Raw genomic sequence first — 14,583 nt, forward strand, 5'->3', positions numbered from 1 at the left:
ACCTCCGTCACGCGGCCTCGGTCGGCAGGCCGAAGACCCGGCGGGCGAGCAGCGTGCCGCCGGCCACCGCGGCGGGCATCACCAGCACCGCGCCGAGCGGAATCAGGAAGCAGCAGAACACGGCCACCCCGAAGCCCAACGCCAGCGGCCGGTTGGCCTTCAGCAGGGCCCGGCGGTCGGGGAGCCGGAGCCCGCGCCGGTAGAACGGGGCGGCCACCAGCTCCACCGCCAGGAACCAGCCACCGATGACGGCCCCGAGCACCGGCACGACGGTCTGCCCGACGACCGGGATGAACCCGCCGAGGAAGAGCGGGATGCCGATGAGCAGCGACATCAACACCAGCCGGAGCGAGTCGAGCAGGCTGTGCCGCAGCGACACCCGCCACGGCACCTCGACCTGGTCGGGCACGCCGCCGTAGCGCTCCTCCACCCGCTCCGAGATCTTCTCGTAGAACGGATCCCCGATCAGCAGCGTGATCGCGGTGAAGGTGAGCACGCCGACCAGCGCGCCGATGGCGAGCAACGCTCCCGCGACCACGAACCGGACCAGGTCACGGGCGCCCTCCGACCAGCCGTCGGCGAACGGGGTGAGCATGTCCGCCAGGTCGGAGACGAAATAGATCAGCGTGGCGTACGCGGCGACGAAGAGCGCGCCGGAGATCAGCGCCGGGATCGTGCCGAGCAGCAGCAGACGAGGACTGCTCACGTACATCCCGAGGCCGCGGCCGAGCAGCACGACGCCCCCGAAGAACTGGTTGAACGCGCTCTGAGGTCCCTTCACGACGGGGAAGCGTAGTGCCCCCCGTCCACGGTGGCGCGGCGAGCGCCCCGCCGGTCGGGGCTCAGCGGGGAAAGGCCGTCACGGTCGGGGTCGGGGTCGGCGGGCTTGAGGGTTCCACGGTGGGCTGCGCGGTCAGCTCGGGCGTCGGCGACGGCACGGGGGCCGACGGCGCCAGGGTCGGCGGCGCGGCCGGCGTGGACGGCACGGTCCGGCTCCGGGCGATCGACGGCCGCACCGTCCTGGGCGTCCATCCGGGCACCACGCGCGCGGCGCCGGTCTCGCTCGGCCGGGGCGTCGCCGGCGGGACGACGCCGGTCGCCGCCGCACCCATCGCCGCGATCCCGGCCGGCGCCGACCGCGCCGGCGCGGCCCGGTCCGCCCAGGCCCAGCCGGCCGAGACTGCGAACGGCATCCCGAGCACCACGATCAGCGCGAAGACCTTCTGGGGTGACATCTGCACACAGGAACACCGCTATTCGGGGCCATTGGTTACGCGTCGGCGCGCGGGTGAACCCGAGCGTGTCGCGGACGGACTCCGCTATCCGTTCAGGAAGCCCGCGACCCGCTCCCGCAGGTCGGCGCGGTTCGTCCAGAGCACGCCCGGCTTGTCGTACACGTGCAGCTCCGCCCCGGGCAGCGCGGCCGCGAGTCGCTCGGCCACCTCGACCGGGTGCAGCTCGTCGCCGACGCAGCCGATCACGAGCGACCGGGCGGTCACGGGGGCGAGCGCGGCGGGGTCGCGGACCGGGACGTCGTCGAGCAGGCCGGCGAGCGCCGGGGCCAGGCCGTCGCGCATCAGCTGGTCGATCCGCTGTCGCAGGTAGGCCCAGCCGGCGGGGGTGTTGCGCACGGCAGCGGGCAGCTCGGTGGAGACCACGTCGGCCACCGCCGACAGGTCGCCGGCCTCGACCGTCGCGATGAGGTCCGTCAGCCGCTGCCGGGCCGCGGTCGCCCGCGACCTGTCGAGCACGGCGGGCAGGAAGAACACCGCCCGCTCGAAGCGCTCCGGGCTCTCCGCCAGCACCTGGCAGAGCGCCCCGGCGCCGAGGCTCACGCCGACGGCCCTGCTCGCGCCGGAGAGGTCGGCGACGGCGCGCAGGTCGCGGGCGAGCTCACCGTAACTCCACGGCCCGGCCGGGGCGTCCGAGCGGCCGTGGCCACGGAACTGGAAGAAGACCTTGCGGCCGGCCACCCCGCTGCCGAGCGGCCGGGTGACGGCGATGCCGCTGGCGAAGCCGTGCGCGAACACCGTCACCGGGTCGCCGACGCCGGTGATCAGCTGCTCGAGCCGCACGCCGTGCGGCGTCGCGACGAGTTCCGTCTCGGGCTCCGGCAGCGCCGGCCGGCCGGTGCGCGGCGCGGTGGGCCCCGGTCCGTACGTCCGCGGGCCCCCGTCAGGCGGTGGCGGCCAGCGGAAACCTCTCACCAGAAGCCTTTGCCATCGGTGAGGTCACGCAGCCCGATCCGGACGTCGAGCAGGTAGATGAGAGCCGCGGCGATCCCGATCAGGCCGAAGATGCTCGTCGCGCCGAAGCCTCCCACCAGCGTGAGGAGCAGGCAGAGCCCGAGGATGAGCAGCCAGCCTCCCTTGGGGAGGGTGCCGATCGCCGGGAACGCGTCGGAGCGCTGGGTGAGGCAGTGCACGAACGCGACGCCCTCCACGACCACGGCGAAGACGAGAAGCGCCAGGTCGATGACGAGTCTGACGTCCTGGTAGAAGAGCGGCGCGGCAGAGACCATGCGGTGAAGTTTATGCCGGAAGCCCCGGGTGGGCGGCATCTGCCGCACCCGGGGCTTCCACGGCGGTCGTTACTTGGCGGCGGCGCGGGTGCGCTTGGCGGCCTTCGTGGCCTTCGCGGGTACCGCGTTCTCCGCGACGACCTCGGCGACGTCGGCCGGGGTGGCGGCCACCTCCGCCGGCGCCTCGGTGGTCTCCGCCGGCGCTTCGGTGGCCTCGATGTCGGCGTTGACGGTGTCGGCGGCCTGCACGACGCCGGCGCCGACGACGCGCTCACCGTGCGCGACGAGGGCGTCGTACGCGGCGACCGCCCGCTGCTGCGCGGCCTGCGCGTTGGAGACCAGCGCGGCGGTGTTCCGGGTGGCGGCCTCGCGGAGGCGCTCCACGTCGAACTCCCGGCCGGCGGCCTTGTCCCGCAGCGTGACCGCGGTGGTGTTGGCGGCGCGCAGCGTCGCGGCTGCCTTCTCGCGCAGCTCGGTGGTGTTGGCGGCGCGCAGCGTCGCGGCGGCCTTCTCGCGCAGCTCCACCGTGGTCGTCACGGCCTTGCCGCCGAGCTCGGTGACGACGTCCGGCAGCTTGCGCAGCTGCTGGTAGGCGAGGTCGCCGGCGCCGGCGACGGCGTAGAGCGGGGCGGGGATACGGGTAGTCCTGGGCTCGGTCATCATTTCTCCTCCTCGGCCACGGATGCGGCCGCGCGGTTCGGTCCGGTTCCTTCCCGGCGGGGCCGGCTCGCCTCGGTGGCGGCCCGCCTTCCGGGTTTGCGCTTCGGGGTGGGGGTGGCGCCGGCCTCGGTGACGGCGACGGACTCCAGCGCGCCGTCGGTCGGGGTCGCCGGTCGCTCGGCTGCCGGAGCGGCCCCGGCGGCGGTGGTCGCGTCGGGCGCGGGCGCCGCCTCGGCCTCCGCGAGCCGGGCGTTCTCCCGGCGGAACGTCTCGTAGATCTGACTCAGCGACTGCTTCTGCGACATCGTCAGCTCGTTGTCCGCCGCGATCGCGGCGAGCACGCCCTGACCGTTGTTGTCGTCGAGCAGTCCGGCGCGCAGGTACATGACCGGGGTGGAGACCCGCAGCGCGCTGGCGAGCTGCTGCAGCACCTCCGCGCTCGGCTTGCGCAGGCCGCGCTCGATCTGGCTGAGGTACGGGTTGCTCACCCCGGCCTGCTCGGCGAGTTGCCGCAGCGAAATCTTCGCGTTGCGCCGCAGGTCGCGGATGAAGCCGCCGACGTCGCGGGGCAGATCCTTCGGGCTGGCCATGAATACGACGGTAGCCGGCGCTGCTTGCAACTGCAAGCGATGTGCTAGCGGGAGTTAGCGACGCCGGTCACCCGCGTCACCAGATGGCGCGCACCTCGCCGACGCGCTGACCGCCGCCGAACAACGGCACCTCGGCCAACTCCGCGAGCACCGGCGGCTCGGCGCCGAGTCGCCGCAGCGCGGAGGCCAGCACCGGCATCCGCGGACGCATCTGACCATCGTCGATCTTCATCGCGACGGCGCCCACCCCGGGAATCGCGACCGCGAGGACGCCCTCGGCGCCGCCCTTCGCGAGCAGCCCGGGCACGCCGGTCATCAGCCGGGTGTCCTCGGCGGTCGTGCCGGCGACGATCGCCGGGTGCGCCCGCATCGCGGACGCGACCGTCTGCTCGACCGAGCCCGGCGCGCCGGAGACCAGCCGCAGGTACGCGCCGGCCAGACCGGTCAACGAGATGGCGAGCACGGGCGCCCCGCACCCGTCGATCCCCCGCGCGCCGACCGGCTCCCGCGCGAACTCCTCCACCGCCGCGCTGAGGTGCTGCTGCAGCGGGTGCTCCGGCGTCCAGTACTCCTCGGTCGGCCAGCCCGCCGCCAGGCAGGTCAACAGCATTCCGGTGTGCTTGCCCGAGCAGTTCATCTGGATCCGCGCCGGGCCACCGCCGGCGCGCAGCACCGCGGCCGCGGCCTCCGACCCGATCGGCATGTCCGGCGGGCAGCCCAGCGCGGACTCGTTGAGGCCGGCGGTGCGCAGCAGCGCGCGCACCCGGGCCAGGTGGAATTCCTCGCCGTAGTGGCTGGCACAGACGAGAGCGAGGTCGGCCGGGTCGGCGAGCCGCAGCCCGGCGCGGAGCATCCCGACCGCCTGCATCGGCTTGTTGGACGAGCGCGGAAAGATCGGCGATGCGATATCCCCCGCCGAGCTCAGCACCGCTCCGTCGGCGTCGAGCACCACCACCGAACCGCGGTGGAACCCCTCCACGAAACCGGAGCGGACCACCTCGGCGAGCGGAACCCCGCCCTCGTACGTCTTACCCATTTTTCCGACCGTACCCATCACGCCGCTCTCCGCCGCCGGCAACGTCAGGACCGCGCGGGAACGCCGAGCAGCCGCCGCGCCTCGGCGGTGGTCGCCGGCGGACGCTGGGCGAGCTGCGCGAAGCCGACGGCGCGGGCGACGAGCTGCATGTTCGACTCGACCGGCTGCCCCTTCGCGTACGTGATCGTGTCCTCCATCCCGACCCGGAGGTGTCCGCCGGCCGACAGCGACGCCAGCATGACCGGGATCGTGGCGCGGCCGATGCCGGTGGCGGAGAACGTGGTGCCCTCCGGCAGATCGCGCATCGCCTGCCGGCACGCGACCAGCGCCTCCGTCGTCCCCGGCATCCCGCCGGGCACCCCCATCACCAGGTCGACGTGTACGTGCCCCCCGGCCGGCAGCCCGTGCTTGTCGAGCAGCCGCTGCAGCGCGGTCAGGTGCCCGAGGTCGAAGATCTCGTACTCCGGCACGATGCCGAGCTCCTGCATCGAGGCGTGCAGCGCGACGATGAAGTCCCACCGGTTGAGGAACACGTCGTCGCCGAAGTTGACCGTGCCCATCGTGCAGGAGGCCATGTCCGGCGCGGCGCCGAGCACGCGGATCCGGTCGGCCTCGGGGTCGGTGACGGCGCCACCGGTGGAGAGCTGCACGATCAGATCGGTGCTGTCGCGCAACGCGGCGACGGTGTCACGCAGGCGGCCCGGATCGAGGGTGGGGCGCGCGTCGTCGTCGCGGATGTGGACGTGGATCACGGACGCGCCGAGCGCCTCGCACTCCTTGGCCGTCGTGACCAGCTCGTCGAGGGTCACCGGCAACGCCGGCACCGCCGCCTTGGTCGACTCCGCACCGGTCGGCGCAACCGTGATCAACGTCATTGTTGTCATGTCAGTGATACTCGCACACCCGATGATCCACTCGCCCCACCGGCGCGGGTCAGGCTGGGTCGATCGCGGCCGCCGACTCGCCGACGAGCAGCGGCGCGTCGTCGGCGACGTTGCGCTTGACCACCGCGAGCGCCACCATGCCGAGCTCGAAGTGGCGTACGGCGGTGCCGACGAAGCCCACGGTCCGCCCCTCGCTGGTCACCGGCGTGCCGACCGCCGGCGGCTGATCGGTGGCGATGCCGTCGAGGTGCAGCAGCACGAGCCGGCGCGGCGGGCGGCCGAGGTTGTGCACCCGGGCCACCGTCTCCTGCCCGCGGTAGCACCCCTTGTCGAGATGCACGGCGGGCGCCACCAGATCGATCTCGGCGGGGATGGTGCGGTGGTCGGTCTCGAAACCCACCCGCGGGATCCGGGCCGCCACCCGGAGCGCCTCGTACGCCCAGAGCCCGGCCGCCGGCACCCCCGCGGCCACGAGCCGACCGGCGACCTCCTCGATCGCCGTCCGCGGCACCAGCAGGTCCACGCCGAGGCGCACCCGGCGCGCCCAGCCCGCGCCGTCGCCGGGCAACGGCCGCACGGCGTACCTCGTGGTGGGGCGGGGTGGCAGCTCGCCGGCGGCGAACTTCGGACCCGGCACCGGCAGCGCGTCGGGCTCGGCCAGCCCGTCGACGCCCAGGGCGGCGGCCGCCTCGGCCGCGCGCGGGCCGACCAGCGAGAGCACGGCCCATTCGGCGGTCGCGTCGCGCGGCTCGACCCGGGTGAAGAACCGCATCTTCTCCAGGAAGCCCAGCAGCTCCGCCGCCGCGCCCGGCTCGGTGTCCAGCCAGGTCGTGCCGCCGTCCTCGGCGACCAGCGCGTGGTGCTCGACGTGCCCGTGCGGCGAGAGCACCAGCAGCTCCGTCCCCTCGCCGCTTCCCAGGTTCGCCAAGTGCTGGGTGGTGAGCGTGTGCAGCCAGCCGATCCGCTCCGCACCCGGCACCGCGACCACCCCGCGGTGCGACCGGTCGACCAGCCCCACCTCCGTGGCCAGGATCCGCTGCTCGCGCATCGGGTCGCCGTAATGCGCCGCCACACCGGCGTCGCGCGACTCCTCGTCGATGGCCTCGACGGCCACCGCGCCCGCTATGTTGATCATTCTCGCTCCCCGCATTGCCGACAGACCCCGAACAGCGCCACGTGCCCGATGTCGACCGAGAAGCCCTGCCGCTCCTCCAGCTGCCGCGCCAACGGCTCCAGCAGCGCCGGGTCCAGCTCCGTCACCGTGCCGCACGACCGGCACACCAGGTGCACGTGCTGGTCGGCGCCGGCCCGGTGATAGGTCGGCGACCCGTGCGACAGGTGCGTGTGGGTGACCAACCCGAGCTCTTCGAGCAGTTCGAGGGTCCGGTAGATGGTGGTGATGTTGACCCCGGCCGCGACCTCGCGTACCGCCGAGTGCACCTGCTCGGGTGTCGCGTGCCCCAGCTCGTAGACGGCCTCCAGGATCAGCTGCCGCTGCGCGGTCAACCGCAGACCGCGCGACCGCAGCATCTCCGCCAGGGATGATTCCGACACCGTCCGATCATAGTGTGGGAGCCATGTCCCGCCGTCAGGTCGTCGCGGTGCTCGGCCGCGGCGTGGTGCCCGCCGACACGCCGGTGCTGCCCGTCACCGACCGCGCCGTGCTGCACGGCGACGGGCTCTTCGAGACGATGCACGTCCGGGACGCCCGGCCGTGGCTGCCCGAGCGGCACCTCGCCCGGCTCCGCGCCGCCGCGGCGGCGATCGCGCTGCCGTTGCCGCCGTCGGCCGAACTGACCGCCCTGCTCGACGAGGTCTGCGCCGGCTGGCCGGCCGGCACGGAAGGGGCGCTGCGGCTGGTCTGCACGCGCGGCGCCGAGGGCGGCGGGCCGCCGGTGGTGTTCGCGACGCTGTCCGAGGTGGATCCGGGCGCGATCCGGGCCCGGCACGCCGGCATCGCCGTCGCCACACTGCCGCTCGGCGTCCCCGCGGGAGCGCGCGCCGGACTGGGCTGGCTGCCCGCCGGCATCAAGTCCACGTCGTACGCGCCGAATCTCGCCGCCCGCCGCTGGGCCGCCGCCAACGGCGTCGACGACGTGCTCTGGACCTCCACCGAGGGGTACGCGCTGGAGGCGCCGACCGCGAACCTGGTCTGGCTCCACGGCGACGTGCTCTGCACCGTGCCCCCCGCCGACACCGGCATCCTGCCCGGCGTCACCGCCGGCTGGCTGCTGGAGCAGGCGCGAACCCTCGGCTGGTCGGCCGAGCACCGGATGGTGACCCCCGATCAGCTGCGCACCGACGCGGGCGGCGTCTGGCTCACCTCATCGCTACGCGGCCTGGCGGAGCTCCGCACCCTGGACGGAGCGCCACTTGCACCCAGCCCGCACACCCCCGCGCTGCGCACCCTGCTCGGCTTCCCCTAACCCGCGTGGGCCTGCGGGTCAGCCGCCGACGCGGATCAGGCGGGCGGAGAGGTGCGGGGAGAGGCCGTGGCCGACGGCGGCCATCTCCTGGGCGTAGAGCAGCGCGCCCTCGACGATGCCGAAGAGGCGGTGGCCCCCCGTGACCTCCTTCGCCGTGGCGGTACGCACGACCGCGTCGGTCGCCATCTCCACCCGCGTCCCGGTCACCTTCCCGAGGTAGAGCTCCATCACCCCGGTCGGGTTGATCATCATGACCTCGAGCTCGTCGGTCGCCCGGTCGCCGTCCATCACCGGCCGCCACCAGCCGAGCTCCCGGCCCGCCGGGCGGACCGGCCGGGACTCCTCGTCGAGCAGCCAGGCCCGCGACTCGTACTGCAGGAACGGCCGGCCGTCGTGGCTGATCCGGATCTCCTGCGCGTAGTCGAAGTCCTCGATCGTCGGGTAGCCGCCGCGCCCCCGCCCGCGCCACACCCCGATGTACGGCAACAGCCGGTCCACCGCCGGGTGCAGCTTCGGACCGACGCGCAGGTCGTGGCTCTCCTCGTACGGGTACGGGTCCACCGGCGGCGCGTTCAGCCAGGGCGGCTGCAGCGGATTCTCACTCACCAGCGTCCTCTCGAAATGCGCACCGCGAGATACACCAAACCGCCGGCCAGCGCGCCCAGGGCGGCGACCAGCAGGCTGACGAACCCAATCTCGGTAACCATGACAAGGTCATCCTATGCTGGCCCCATGGCTCGCACTCTCGTCGTCAAGGCCACCGCGGGATCGGATGCTCCGGAGCGCTGCTCGCAGGCGTTCACGGTGGCGGCCACCGCGGCGGCGTCCGGCGTCGAGGTCTCGCTCTGGCTGACCGGCGAGTCGTCGTGGTTCGCGCTGCCCGGACGGGCGCAGGAGTTCGAGTTGCCGCACTCGGCGCCGCTCGCCGAACTGCTGCACGTGATCCTGACCAGCGGCCGGGTAACGGTCTGCACGCAGTGCGCGGCGCGCCGCGAGATCGGCGAGGACGACGTGATCCCCGGCGTACGGATCGCCGGTGCGGCCGTCTTCGTCGAGGAGACGCTCGCCGAGGGCGCGCAGGCGCTCGTCTACTGACGCCTGCGCGGACGTACCGCGTGATCAGCCGGCCGCGCAGGCGGCCGTGACGCTGACCCGCACCTGGTCGTCGCCGCGCTGCACGACGACCCCCCGCGTTTCGGTGCGATAGGCGAAGCGTTCGGGCGTGTCGAGCACGACGGTGGCGCCGGCCCGAAGCGGCCGCAGCGCGTCGGCGAACGGTCGATCGCCGTCGACGCGCCCCGTGGCGTGCGCGGTGAACATCGCGCTCCCGACCGGGCAGCTGACCCCGACGGTCCGTCCCGACTGAACCCCGGCGGCGCCGAGCGCGGCCAGCACCCGCATCGGCTCCTCGTCGATGGGCCTGCCGACCGCCAGATCCGCGACCTGGACGTCGACCGGGCGACAGCCGGTCGACACCGTCAGGATGACCGCCCCCGGCGGATCCACCCGCCCGCGGATCGTCACGAACTCGCCCGCGTCGGCCCGCAGCGCGTGCGTCCCCTGATCGGCGTCGTGCCGCACCCGCGCGCCGTAGGAGCCCGGCAGAGCGCCCGCGATCCGGTCGAGCAGCGCCGGTCCGCCCGCCTCGGACGTATAGAGGGTGAGTTCGCTGTACAGGACACCCCCGGAGCGCAACGGGGTGATCCGGCACCCCTCGTCGAGGGTGCGGCCCGCGATGTCCGCCACCACGTCACGCCCGGCCGCGACGAGCAGCTGGGCGGTCGCGCGGTCGACCACCGGCGTGGCCTGCCCGATGCTCCGCTGCTCGCGGACGCTCGGCGGGTCGCGGCGCGCCGACAGGTAGCCGAGCCCGACGAGCAGCAGCGCCCAGACGACCACCACCGCGAGCGGCCAACGGCCGCGCCGTCGGGACGGCCGCGGCGCGGGCTGCCTCGGCGTCGGGGGTGGGGCCGCGGGGTCGCTGGTCACCGGGCCATGGTGCCAGGTCGGGGAAAGCGCTCCGCACGGCGGGATGCGCGCGGGCGGGTCAGGTGGGGAGGGCGAGGCGGTAGCCGACGCCGCGTACGGTCTGCACCTCCGGGCCGCCCTCGGCCGAGCGCAGCTTGCGGCGCAACCGCTTCACCGCGGAGTGCAGGATCGCGGTGTCGCCGAGGTACGCGCCGCCCCAGACGGAGCCGAAGAGCCGCTCGTACGTCCAGACGGCGATCGGCGGGCTCGCGAGCCGGGCCAGCAGCTCCCGCTCCAGCCGCGTCAACGACAGCGGCTGTTCCCGCCACGTCACGAGGTGACCGCGGGTGTCGACGACCAGGTCGCCGAGGACGACCGGTCCGGGTTGACCGGCCTGCTCGGTCGGGGGCGCCGGAAAGAGCATCGCCCGCAGCTCGGCGAGGTCGGTGCAGACCACCACCGTGCCGCAGTCGTCGAGCCGCCGGACGACGCGCTCCCGGACCGCGACGTCCGCGGAAACGCACACGACCAGTGGAACTTCCCCATTGACCACCGCAAACCTCCCGGTCGCCGCGTCTTCCCAGACAACGCCGTTTCCGGCGGCGAGTCAACAGCGACAAGCACCGATACGTCGGGCATCCGGCATCCCTGACGGACCGCCCGGGCACTGCCCGAAGCCGGCTCGGCAGCACCTATTGATGACTACCGCTGCCACTAAACCATGACTCCGAGCCGCCGTGGGGGCACGGTGCGTACATCAACGCCGCCCAGGGGCTGCACGGCGGCGCCGTTTTGCCCGGGTTCGCGGGATGGGAGTCGACGGCCCGCACGGGGCCGGAACAAGGGGGAGACGGTGAGGGGCCCGCCGGTTGAACCGGCGGGCCCCTCACCACATGCGTCCTATGCGCCTCACGCGACGGTGACGGCGACCTCGTTGATCCCGCGACCGGCGGTCACCGAGGCGTCGCCGTTGCCGTGCCGGGACAGCGCCCGCAGCGTCCAGGTGCCGGGCGCGGCGAAGAACCGGAACTGGCCGGCCGGGGAGGTCACGACCTCCGCCGTGAACTCGCCGGTGGCGTCGAGGAGCCGGACGTACGCCCCGGCGACGACCTCACCGGAGGAGGCCAGGACGGTGCCGGTGATCACGGTCTCGCGCTCCAGGTCGACGCTCGTCGACAGCGGCGCGGCCTGGTCCGGCGCAGCGCAGCCGGAGTCGATGACGGCGGCCATCGTCACGCCTGCCCGGGCTCGTCGCCGAGGGCCACCGGCACACCGACCAGCGACCCGTACTCGGCCCACGAACCGTCGTAGTTCTTCACGTTCTGGTGGCCGAGCAGCTCCTTCAGCACGAACCACGAGTGCGAGGAGCGCTCGCCGATCCGGCAGTAGGCGATGAGGTCCTTGTCGAAGTCGAGGCCGGCCTCGGTGTAGAGGGCGCGCAGCTCGTCGTCGGACTTGAAGGTGCCGTCCTCGTTGGCCGCCTTCGACCAGGGCACGTTCACCGCGGTCGGGACGTGGCCGGCGCGCTGCGCCGCCTCCTGGGGCAGGTGCGCCGGGGCGAGCAGCCGGCCGGCGAACTCGTCGGGCGAGCGGACGTCCAGCAGGCCCTTCTTGCCGATCGAGTCAACGACCTCGTCGCGGAACGCCCGGATCGACAGGTCGGGCTCCTGGGCGACGTACTGGGTGGCGGCGCGGGACGGCACCTCGGTGACCAGCGGACGGCCGTCGAGCTCCCACTTCTTGCGGCCGCCGTCGATCAGCTTCACCTCGCGGTGGCCGTAGAGCTTGAAGTACCAGTACGCGTAGGCGGCGAACCAGTTGTTGTTGCCGCCGTAGAGGATCACGGTGTCGTCGTTGCTGATGCCCCGCTCGGAGAGCAGCGCCTCGAACTGAGACTTGTTGACGATGTCCCGGCGCACCGGGTCGCGCAGGTCGACGCTCCAGCTGAGCTTGATCGCGCCCTGGATGTGGCCGGTGTCGTAGGCGCTGGTGTCCTCGTCGACCTCGACGAAGACGACGCCCGGGGCGTCGATGTTCTTCTCGGCCCAGTCGGCCGAAACGAGTGCGGTGTCGCGACTCATCAGATCACTCCCTGGTTGATGCCTCCCCACGAATCGTCGGGGAGATTGGAAGACGGTGAGCCTGCGCGCGGATGATCAGTTGTCGCACCACGCGCGGGACCCAGTTAGGACGGATCACGGGTACGTGCGACGGCGCCGCTGCCGGGCGGTAAAGGGTTCAGAGGGTCCGTCGCCGGCCGGAAAGCCGAGGCCGGCAGAAGACCTGCAGAGGTGACCCCGCCGTCAGATGGCGGGGCGACACAGGCAGGTGGCCACGCGGCACAGGTCGACCGCGCGCCGTTTGGTGAGGAACGTCCCCATGGGGGGCAGCTTACCAGCCAGGCCAGCGGCCCTCCCAGGGCTGACCACGATCCGGGACGTGACCCGCCTCAGGCGACCCCGTTGATGGCACGTCGCCTCAGGCGACCCCGTTGATGGCACGTCGCCTCAGGCGACCCCGTTGATGGGCACGTCCGTCGCCGTGGCCGTGACCGCGAGCCCGTCCGGGGTGGGCCGCACCTCGCGCACGTCGAGCCGGAACGGCAGCTTCGGCAGCGGCACCGCGACGGAGATCTGCTGGGCGTACGCGTTGACCAGCGCCTGCGCCGCGGGAATCCTCGGCAGCCCGTCGGCGGCGAGCTCGGCGAAGCGCAGCCGCACCTGGCCATCGGCCACCGTCAGGTCGGCAGTGCCGCGCACGGTCACCTGCGAGTTCAGCACCTGCAACGGAGCGGTCACCGCGAGCTTGCCGTTCTGCTCGGAGAGCTGCACGCCCGGCTGCTTGATGAACTCGGCCACACTCTCGTACGAGATCGTCGCCTTCCCGTCCACGGTCCGCGCGATGACGTCGCCCTGCCCGCTACGCAGCGTGTCCAGCGACGCGATCACGTCCCGCGCCTCCACGTCCAGCTGCGGCAGCCGCACGCTCGCGCCCGACACCTCGCCCCGCACGTCGCGCAGCACGATGCCGATCGACCGGTACCGGCCGTCGAGCACCTGGGTCAGGAAGGGGAACCCGCCGACGGTCACGCTCGGCGGCGACGAGTGCAGCTGCTGCTGGGCCACCTGCTGCCGCACCTCGTCGGCGATCCGGTCCTCGGCGTAGTTGGCCGCCACCCGGTCGGCGACGACGAGCAGGCCGGCGAGGACCAGCAGCAGGACGATCGCCGTGATCAGCAGCCGGCGGCCCCACCGCCGGCGCGGCCGGTCCTGTCCGTACACCGGGTAGCTCTCTGCCACGCCCGCCTCCCCTGCCGCGCCGCCGTCGGATGATCGACCATTGTCTGTCCGGGGATCTACCCCGTTTCGCCGGCCGTCACTCAGGTGCCGAGAAACAACACACTGATCGCGTACGCGACCGGTGCGGCCAGGGCGAAGCCGCCGAGCGGTCCCTGCATGTGCCGCGCCACCCACATCGTGGGAGGCTGGCCGGCCATCTGGCGGCCCGCCTCCGCGTACCCGACGGCGAGGTCGGCCAGCACGGCCGTGCCGGCCGAGACGAGCCCGACCACGGCGGCGCTGGTCGGAGTGAAGCCCACCAGGTAGATCCCGATCACGGCGCTGGTCAACGTGCCCAGCATGGCCCCGAGCACCACGCCGGCCGCGCCCCGCGGCACCTGCGGCGCGAGCCGCGGCCAGGGCAGCACGGCGTCGGTCAGCCGGGCCACCATCAGCGCCACACCGGCGGCGGCGAGCGACACGAAGATCGCCTGCGTGCCGACCGGGATCCGGCTGAGCACGACGAGGGTGCCGAAGGAGACGACGCCGACCATGATCAATAGGGTCGAGCCGAGCGAGTCGGTGGCCCGGGCCCGGTCGTGCGGCCGGACGAGCTGGCCGAGCACCCCCGCCATGAAGCCGGCCGCGGCCACGTAGCCCAACGGCGCGAGCGAGGCGACCTGCGGCGCCACCGCCGCGATGTCGGCGGCGCCGGCGACCACCAGGCTGATCACCGCCACCACCGGAAGCGCCGGCGGTCGGATCGCCATCGTCCAGGCCAGGACGAAGAGCACCTGCACCCCGAACACGACCACGGCGAACGGGATCCGCGCGCTGCCCGGGCCCGCGGTCTGCGCCCCGAAGACCAGACCGATGCCGAGCAACGCGGCGAAGCCGGCGATCGCCACGGAGAGCGGCCGGCGGATGGGCACCGGCTCCACCTCGTCCTGCGGCGTCTCCGCGTCCTCGCCGCCGGTCGGCTCGGCCCCCCGGTCGGGCCCGCGCCGCGAAGCCCGACCGCCGGCCCGCTCGCGCCGGCGCCCCGGCTCCGACCCGCCTTCCGGCTCCGGGTGCGGCGCGGCGGACTGGCTGGGCACGACGCCGCGGCCGTGCGGCGCGACGCCGCGCGGCGGCCCCGGGGGCGCCGGACGGCCGCCGTCGGACCACGGGTCGCGACCCGTGTCGGGAGGTGTGGAGGGGAACACGCCCCGATCGTGCCA

At 73.6% G+C, this 14,583-nt stretch carries 20 protein-coding genes and 1 pseudogene; 2 read left to right on the top strand and 19 right to left on the bottom strand.

The window, feature by feature from the left end:
• Window positions 1–7: 7 nt before the first annotated feature.
• The 10 genes from BLW47_RS02880 to BLW47_RS02925 all read right to left on the bottom strand — a co-directional run bounded on the left by BLW47_RS02880 (window position 8) and on the right by BLW47_RS02925 (window position 7,245).
• Window positions 8–781 (bottom strand): EI24 domain-containing protein, encoded by a 774-nt coding sequence (locus BLW47_RS02880; protein ID WP_281247223.1) that lies wholly within the window; start codon window positions 779–781, stop codon window positions 8–10.
• 61 nt (window positions 782–842) lie between these two features.
• A complete protein-coding gene (locus BLW47_RS02885; protein ID WP_139307142.1) occupies window positions 843–1,235 on the bottom strand; it encodes a hypothetical protein in 393 nt (130 codons plus the stop codon).
• Window positions 1,236–1,319: 84 nt separating this feature from the next.
• Window positions 1,320–2,207 carry an alpha/beta fold hydrolase gene (locus BLW47_RS02890; RefSeq protein ID WP_091550986.1) on the bottom strand — a complete coding sequence of 296 codons (888 nt, stop codon included), beginning with the start codon at window positions 2,205–2,207 and terminating at the stop codon, window positions 1,320–1,322.
• Entirely contained in the window at window positions 2,204–2,521 is a 318-nt protein-coding gene (locus BLW47_RS02895) for a DUF2516 family protein (RefSeq protein WP_091550988.1), read from the bottom strand. Before BLW47_RS02895 ends, BLW47_RS02890 begins: the two co-directional genes overlap by 4 nt.
• Window positions 2,522–2,590: 69 nt before the next feature.
• Window positions 2,591–3,184, bottom strand: coding sequence for a hypothetical protein (locus BLW47_RS02900; RefSeq protein WP_091550990.1), 594 nt, complete (start codon window positions 3,182–3,184; stop codon window positions 2,591–2,593).
• Window positions 3,181–3,771, bottom strand: a complete 591-nt coding sequence (locus BLW47_RS02905; RefSeq protein WP_091550993.1) for a helix-turn-helix domain-containing protein — start codon at window positions 3,769–3,771, stop codon at window positions 3,181–3,183. Before BLW47_RS02905 ends, BLW47_RS02900 begins: the two co-directional genes overlap by 4 nt.
• 76 nt (window positions 3,772–3,847) lie before the next feature.
• Window positions 3,848–4,807 carry an asparaginase gene (locus BLW47_RS02910; protein ID WP_091550996.1) on the bottom strand — a complete coding sequence of 320 codons (960 nt, stop codon included), beginning with the start codon at window positions 4,805–4,807 and terminating at the stop codon, window positions 3,848–3,850.
• A 44-nt stretch (window positions 4,808–4,851) separates the two neighbouring features.
• Window positions 4,852–5,691 carry a beta-keto acid cleavage family enzyme gene (locus BLW47_RS02915; RefSeq protein WP_091550999.1) on the bottom strand — a complete coding sequence of 280 codons (840 nt, stop codon included), beginning with the start codon at window positions 5,689–5,691 and terminating at the stop codon, window positions 4,852–4,854.
• A 49-nt stretch (window positions 5,692–5,740) separates the two neighbouring features.
• On the bottom strand, window positions 5,741–6,826 hold the full coding sequence (gene ygfZ, locus BLW47_RS02920) for a CAF17-like 4Fe-4S cluster assembly/insertion protein YgfZ (protein ID WP_091551001.1): 1,086 nt from the start codon (window positions 6,824–6,826) through the stop codon (window positions 5,741–5,743).
• Window positions 6,823–7,245 carry a Fur family transcriptional regulator gene (locus tag BLW47_RS02925; RefSeq protein ID WP_091551004.1) on the bottom strand — a complete coding sequence of 141 codons (423 nt, stop codon included), beginning with the start codon at window positions 7,243–7,245 and terminating at the stop codon, window positions 6,823–6,825. Before BLW47_RS02925 ends, ygfZ begins: the two co-directional genes overlap by 4 nt.
• Window positions 7,246–7,268: 23 nt before the next feature.
• Between BLW47_RS02925 and BLW47_RS02930 the strand changes: the two genes are divergently transcribed.
• Entirely contained in the window at window positions 7,269–8,117 is an 849-nt protein-coding gene (locus BLW47_RS02930) for an aminotransferase class IV (RefSeq protein WP_091551007.1), read from the top strand.
• Between the two features lie 18 nt (window positions 8,118–8,135).
• On the opposite strand, the gene BLW47_RS02935 is transcribed toward BLW47_RS02930, so the two are convergent.
• Complete coding sequence (locus tag BLW47_RS02935; RefSeq protein WP_091551010.1) at window positions 8,136–8,726, bottom strand: heme-binding beta-barrel domain-containing protein; 591 nt, start codon at window positions 8,724–8,726, stop codon at window positions 8,136–8,138.
• Entirely contained in the window at window positions 8,720–8,824 is a 105-nt protein-coding gene (gene mtfM / locus BLW47_RS25745) for a small membrane protein MtfM (RefSeq protein WP_281247224.1), read from the bottom strand. The genes BLW47_RS02935 and mtfM overlap by 7 nt, the downstream gene beginning before the upstream one ends.
• 25 nt (window positions 8,825–8,849) lie before the next feature.
• Here mtfM and BLW47_RS02940 point away from each other — a divergent pair, with 25 nt between their 5' ends.
• Window positions 8,850–9,212 carry a DsrE family protein gene (locus BLW47_RS02940; protein ID WP_091551013.1) on the top strand — a complete coding sequence of 121 codons (363 nt, stop codon included), beginning with the start codon at window positions 8,850–8,852 and terminating at the stop codon, window positions 9,210–9,212.
• A gap of 24 nt (window positions 9,213–9,236) precedes the next feature.
• Here BLW47_RS02940 and BLW47_RS02945 read toward each other — a convergent pair whose 3' ends face one another.
• From BLW47_RS02945 to BLW47_RS02970, 7 genes and pseudogenes are all read right to left on the bottom strand, one after another.
• Complete coding sequence (locus BLW47_RS02945; protein WP_139307143.1) at window positions 9,237–10,106, bottom strand: hypothetical protein; 870 nt, start codon at window positions 10,104–10,106, stop codon at window positions 9,237–9,239.
• Between the two features lie 58 nt (window positions 10,107–10,164).
• Window positions 10,165–10,638, bottom strand: coding sequence for a winged helix-turn-helix domain-containing protein (locus tag BLW47_RS02950; protein WP_091551018.1), 474 nt, complete (start codon window positions 10,636–10,638; stop codon window positions 10,165–10,167).
• Window positions 10,639–10,994: 356 nt separating this feature from the next.
• Window positions 10,995–11,315: a DUF1416 domain-containing protein gene (locus BLW47_RS02955; protein ID WP_091551020.1), complete on the bottom strand. Its 321-nt coding sequence runs from the start codon at window positions 11,313–11,315 to the stop codon at window positions 10,995–10,997.
• Window positions 11,316–11,317: 2 nt separating this feature from the next.
• Window positions 11,318–12,166: a sulfurtransferase gene (locus tag BLW47_RS02960; RefSeq protein ID WP_091551023.1), complete on the bottom strand. Its 849-nt coding sequence runs from the start codon at window positions 12,164–12,166 to the stop codon at window positions 11,318–11,320.
• Between the two features lie 222 nt (window positions 12,167–12,388).
• A pseudogene (locus BLW47_RS25870) lies at window positions 12,389–12,469 on the bottom strand (Ms5788A family Cys-rich leader peptide); the annotation flags it as partial.
• 123 nt (window positions 12,470–12,592) lie between these two features.
• Window positions 12,593–13,384 carry an LmeA family phospholipid-binding protein gene (locus BLW47_RS02965; RefSeq protein ID WP_091551025.1) on the bottom strand — a complete coding sequence of 264 codons (792 nt, stop codon included), beginning with the start codon at window positions 13,382–13,384 and terminating at the stop codon, window positions 12,593–12,595.
• An 80-nt stretch (window positions 13,385–13,464) separates the two neighbouring features.
• On the bottom strand, window positions 13,465–14,568 hold the full coding sequence (locus BLW47_RS02970) for a hypothetical protein (RefSeq protein WP_091551027.1): 1,104 nt from the start codon (window positions 14,566–14,568) through the stop codon (window positions 13,465–13,467).
• Window positions 14,569–14,583: the final 15 nt, after the last annotated feature.

The organism is Micromonospora pattaloongensis, from assembly GCF_900107255.1.
Lineage (GTDB): Bacteria > Actinomycetota > Actinomycetes > Mycobacteriales > Micromonosporaceae > Micromonospora_I > Micromonospora_I pattaloongensis.

Excerpts from the sequence above, each read along its gene's own strand:
- BLW47_RS02885 (WP_139307142.1), bottom strand. The coding sequence starts at position 1,235 with ATGTCACCCCAGAAGGTCTTCGCGCTGATCGTGGTGCTCGGGATGCCG.
- BLW47_RS02895 (WP_091550988.1), bottom strand. The coding sequence starts at position 2,521 with ATGGTCTCTGCCGCGCCGCTCTTCTACCAGGACGTCAGACTCGTCATC.
- BLW47_RS02900 (WP_091550990.1), bottom strand. The coding sequence starts at position 3,184 with ATGATGACCGAGCCCAGGACTACCCGTATCCCCGCCCCGCTCTACGCC.
- BLW47_RS02905 (WP_091550993.1), bottom strand. The coding sequence starts at position 3,771 with ATGGCCAGCCCGAAGGATCTGCCCCGCGACGTCGGCGGCTTCATCCGC.
- BLW47_RS02910 (WP_091550996.1), bottom strand. The coding sequence starts at position 4,807 with ATGGGTAAGACGTACGAGGGCGGGGTTCCGCTCGCCGAGGTGGTCCGC.
- BLW47_RS02915 (WP_091550999.1), bottom strand. The coding sequence starts at position 5,691 with ATGACAACAATGACGTTGATCACGGTTGCGCCGACCGGTGCGGAGTCG.
- ygfZ (WP_091551001.1), bottom strand. The coding sequence starts at position 6,826 with ATGATCAACATAGCGGGCGCGGTGGCCGTCGAGGCCATCGACGAGGAG.
- BLW47_RS02930 (WP_091551007.1), top strand. The coding sequence starts at position 7,269 with ATGTCCCGCCGTCAGGTCGTCGCGGTGCTCGGCCGCGGCGTGGTGCCC.
- mtfM (WP_281247224.1), bottom strand. The coding sequence starts at position 8,824 with ATGGTTACCGAGATTGGGTTCGTCAGCCTGCTGGTCGCCGCCCTGGGC.
- BLW47_RS02940 (WP_091551013.1), top strand. The coding sequence starts at position 8,850 with ATGGCTCGCACTCTCGTCGTCAAGGCCACCGCGGGATCGGATGCTCCG.
- BLW47_RS02955 (WP_091551020.1), bottom strand. The coding sequence starts at position 11,315 with ATGGCCGCCGTCATCGACTCCGGCTGCGCTGCGCCGGACCAGGCCGCG.
- BLW47_RS02960 (WP_091551023.1), bottom strand. The coding sequence starts at position 12,166 with ATGAGTCGCGACACCGCACTCGTTTCGGCCGACTGGGCCGAGAAGAAC.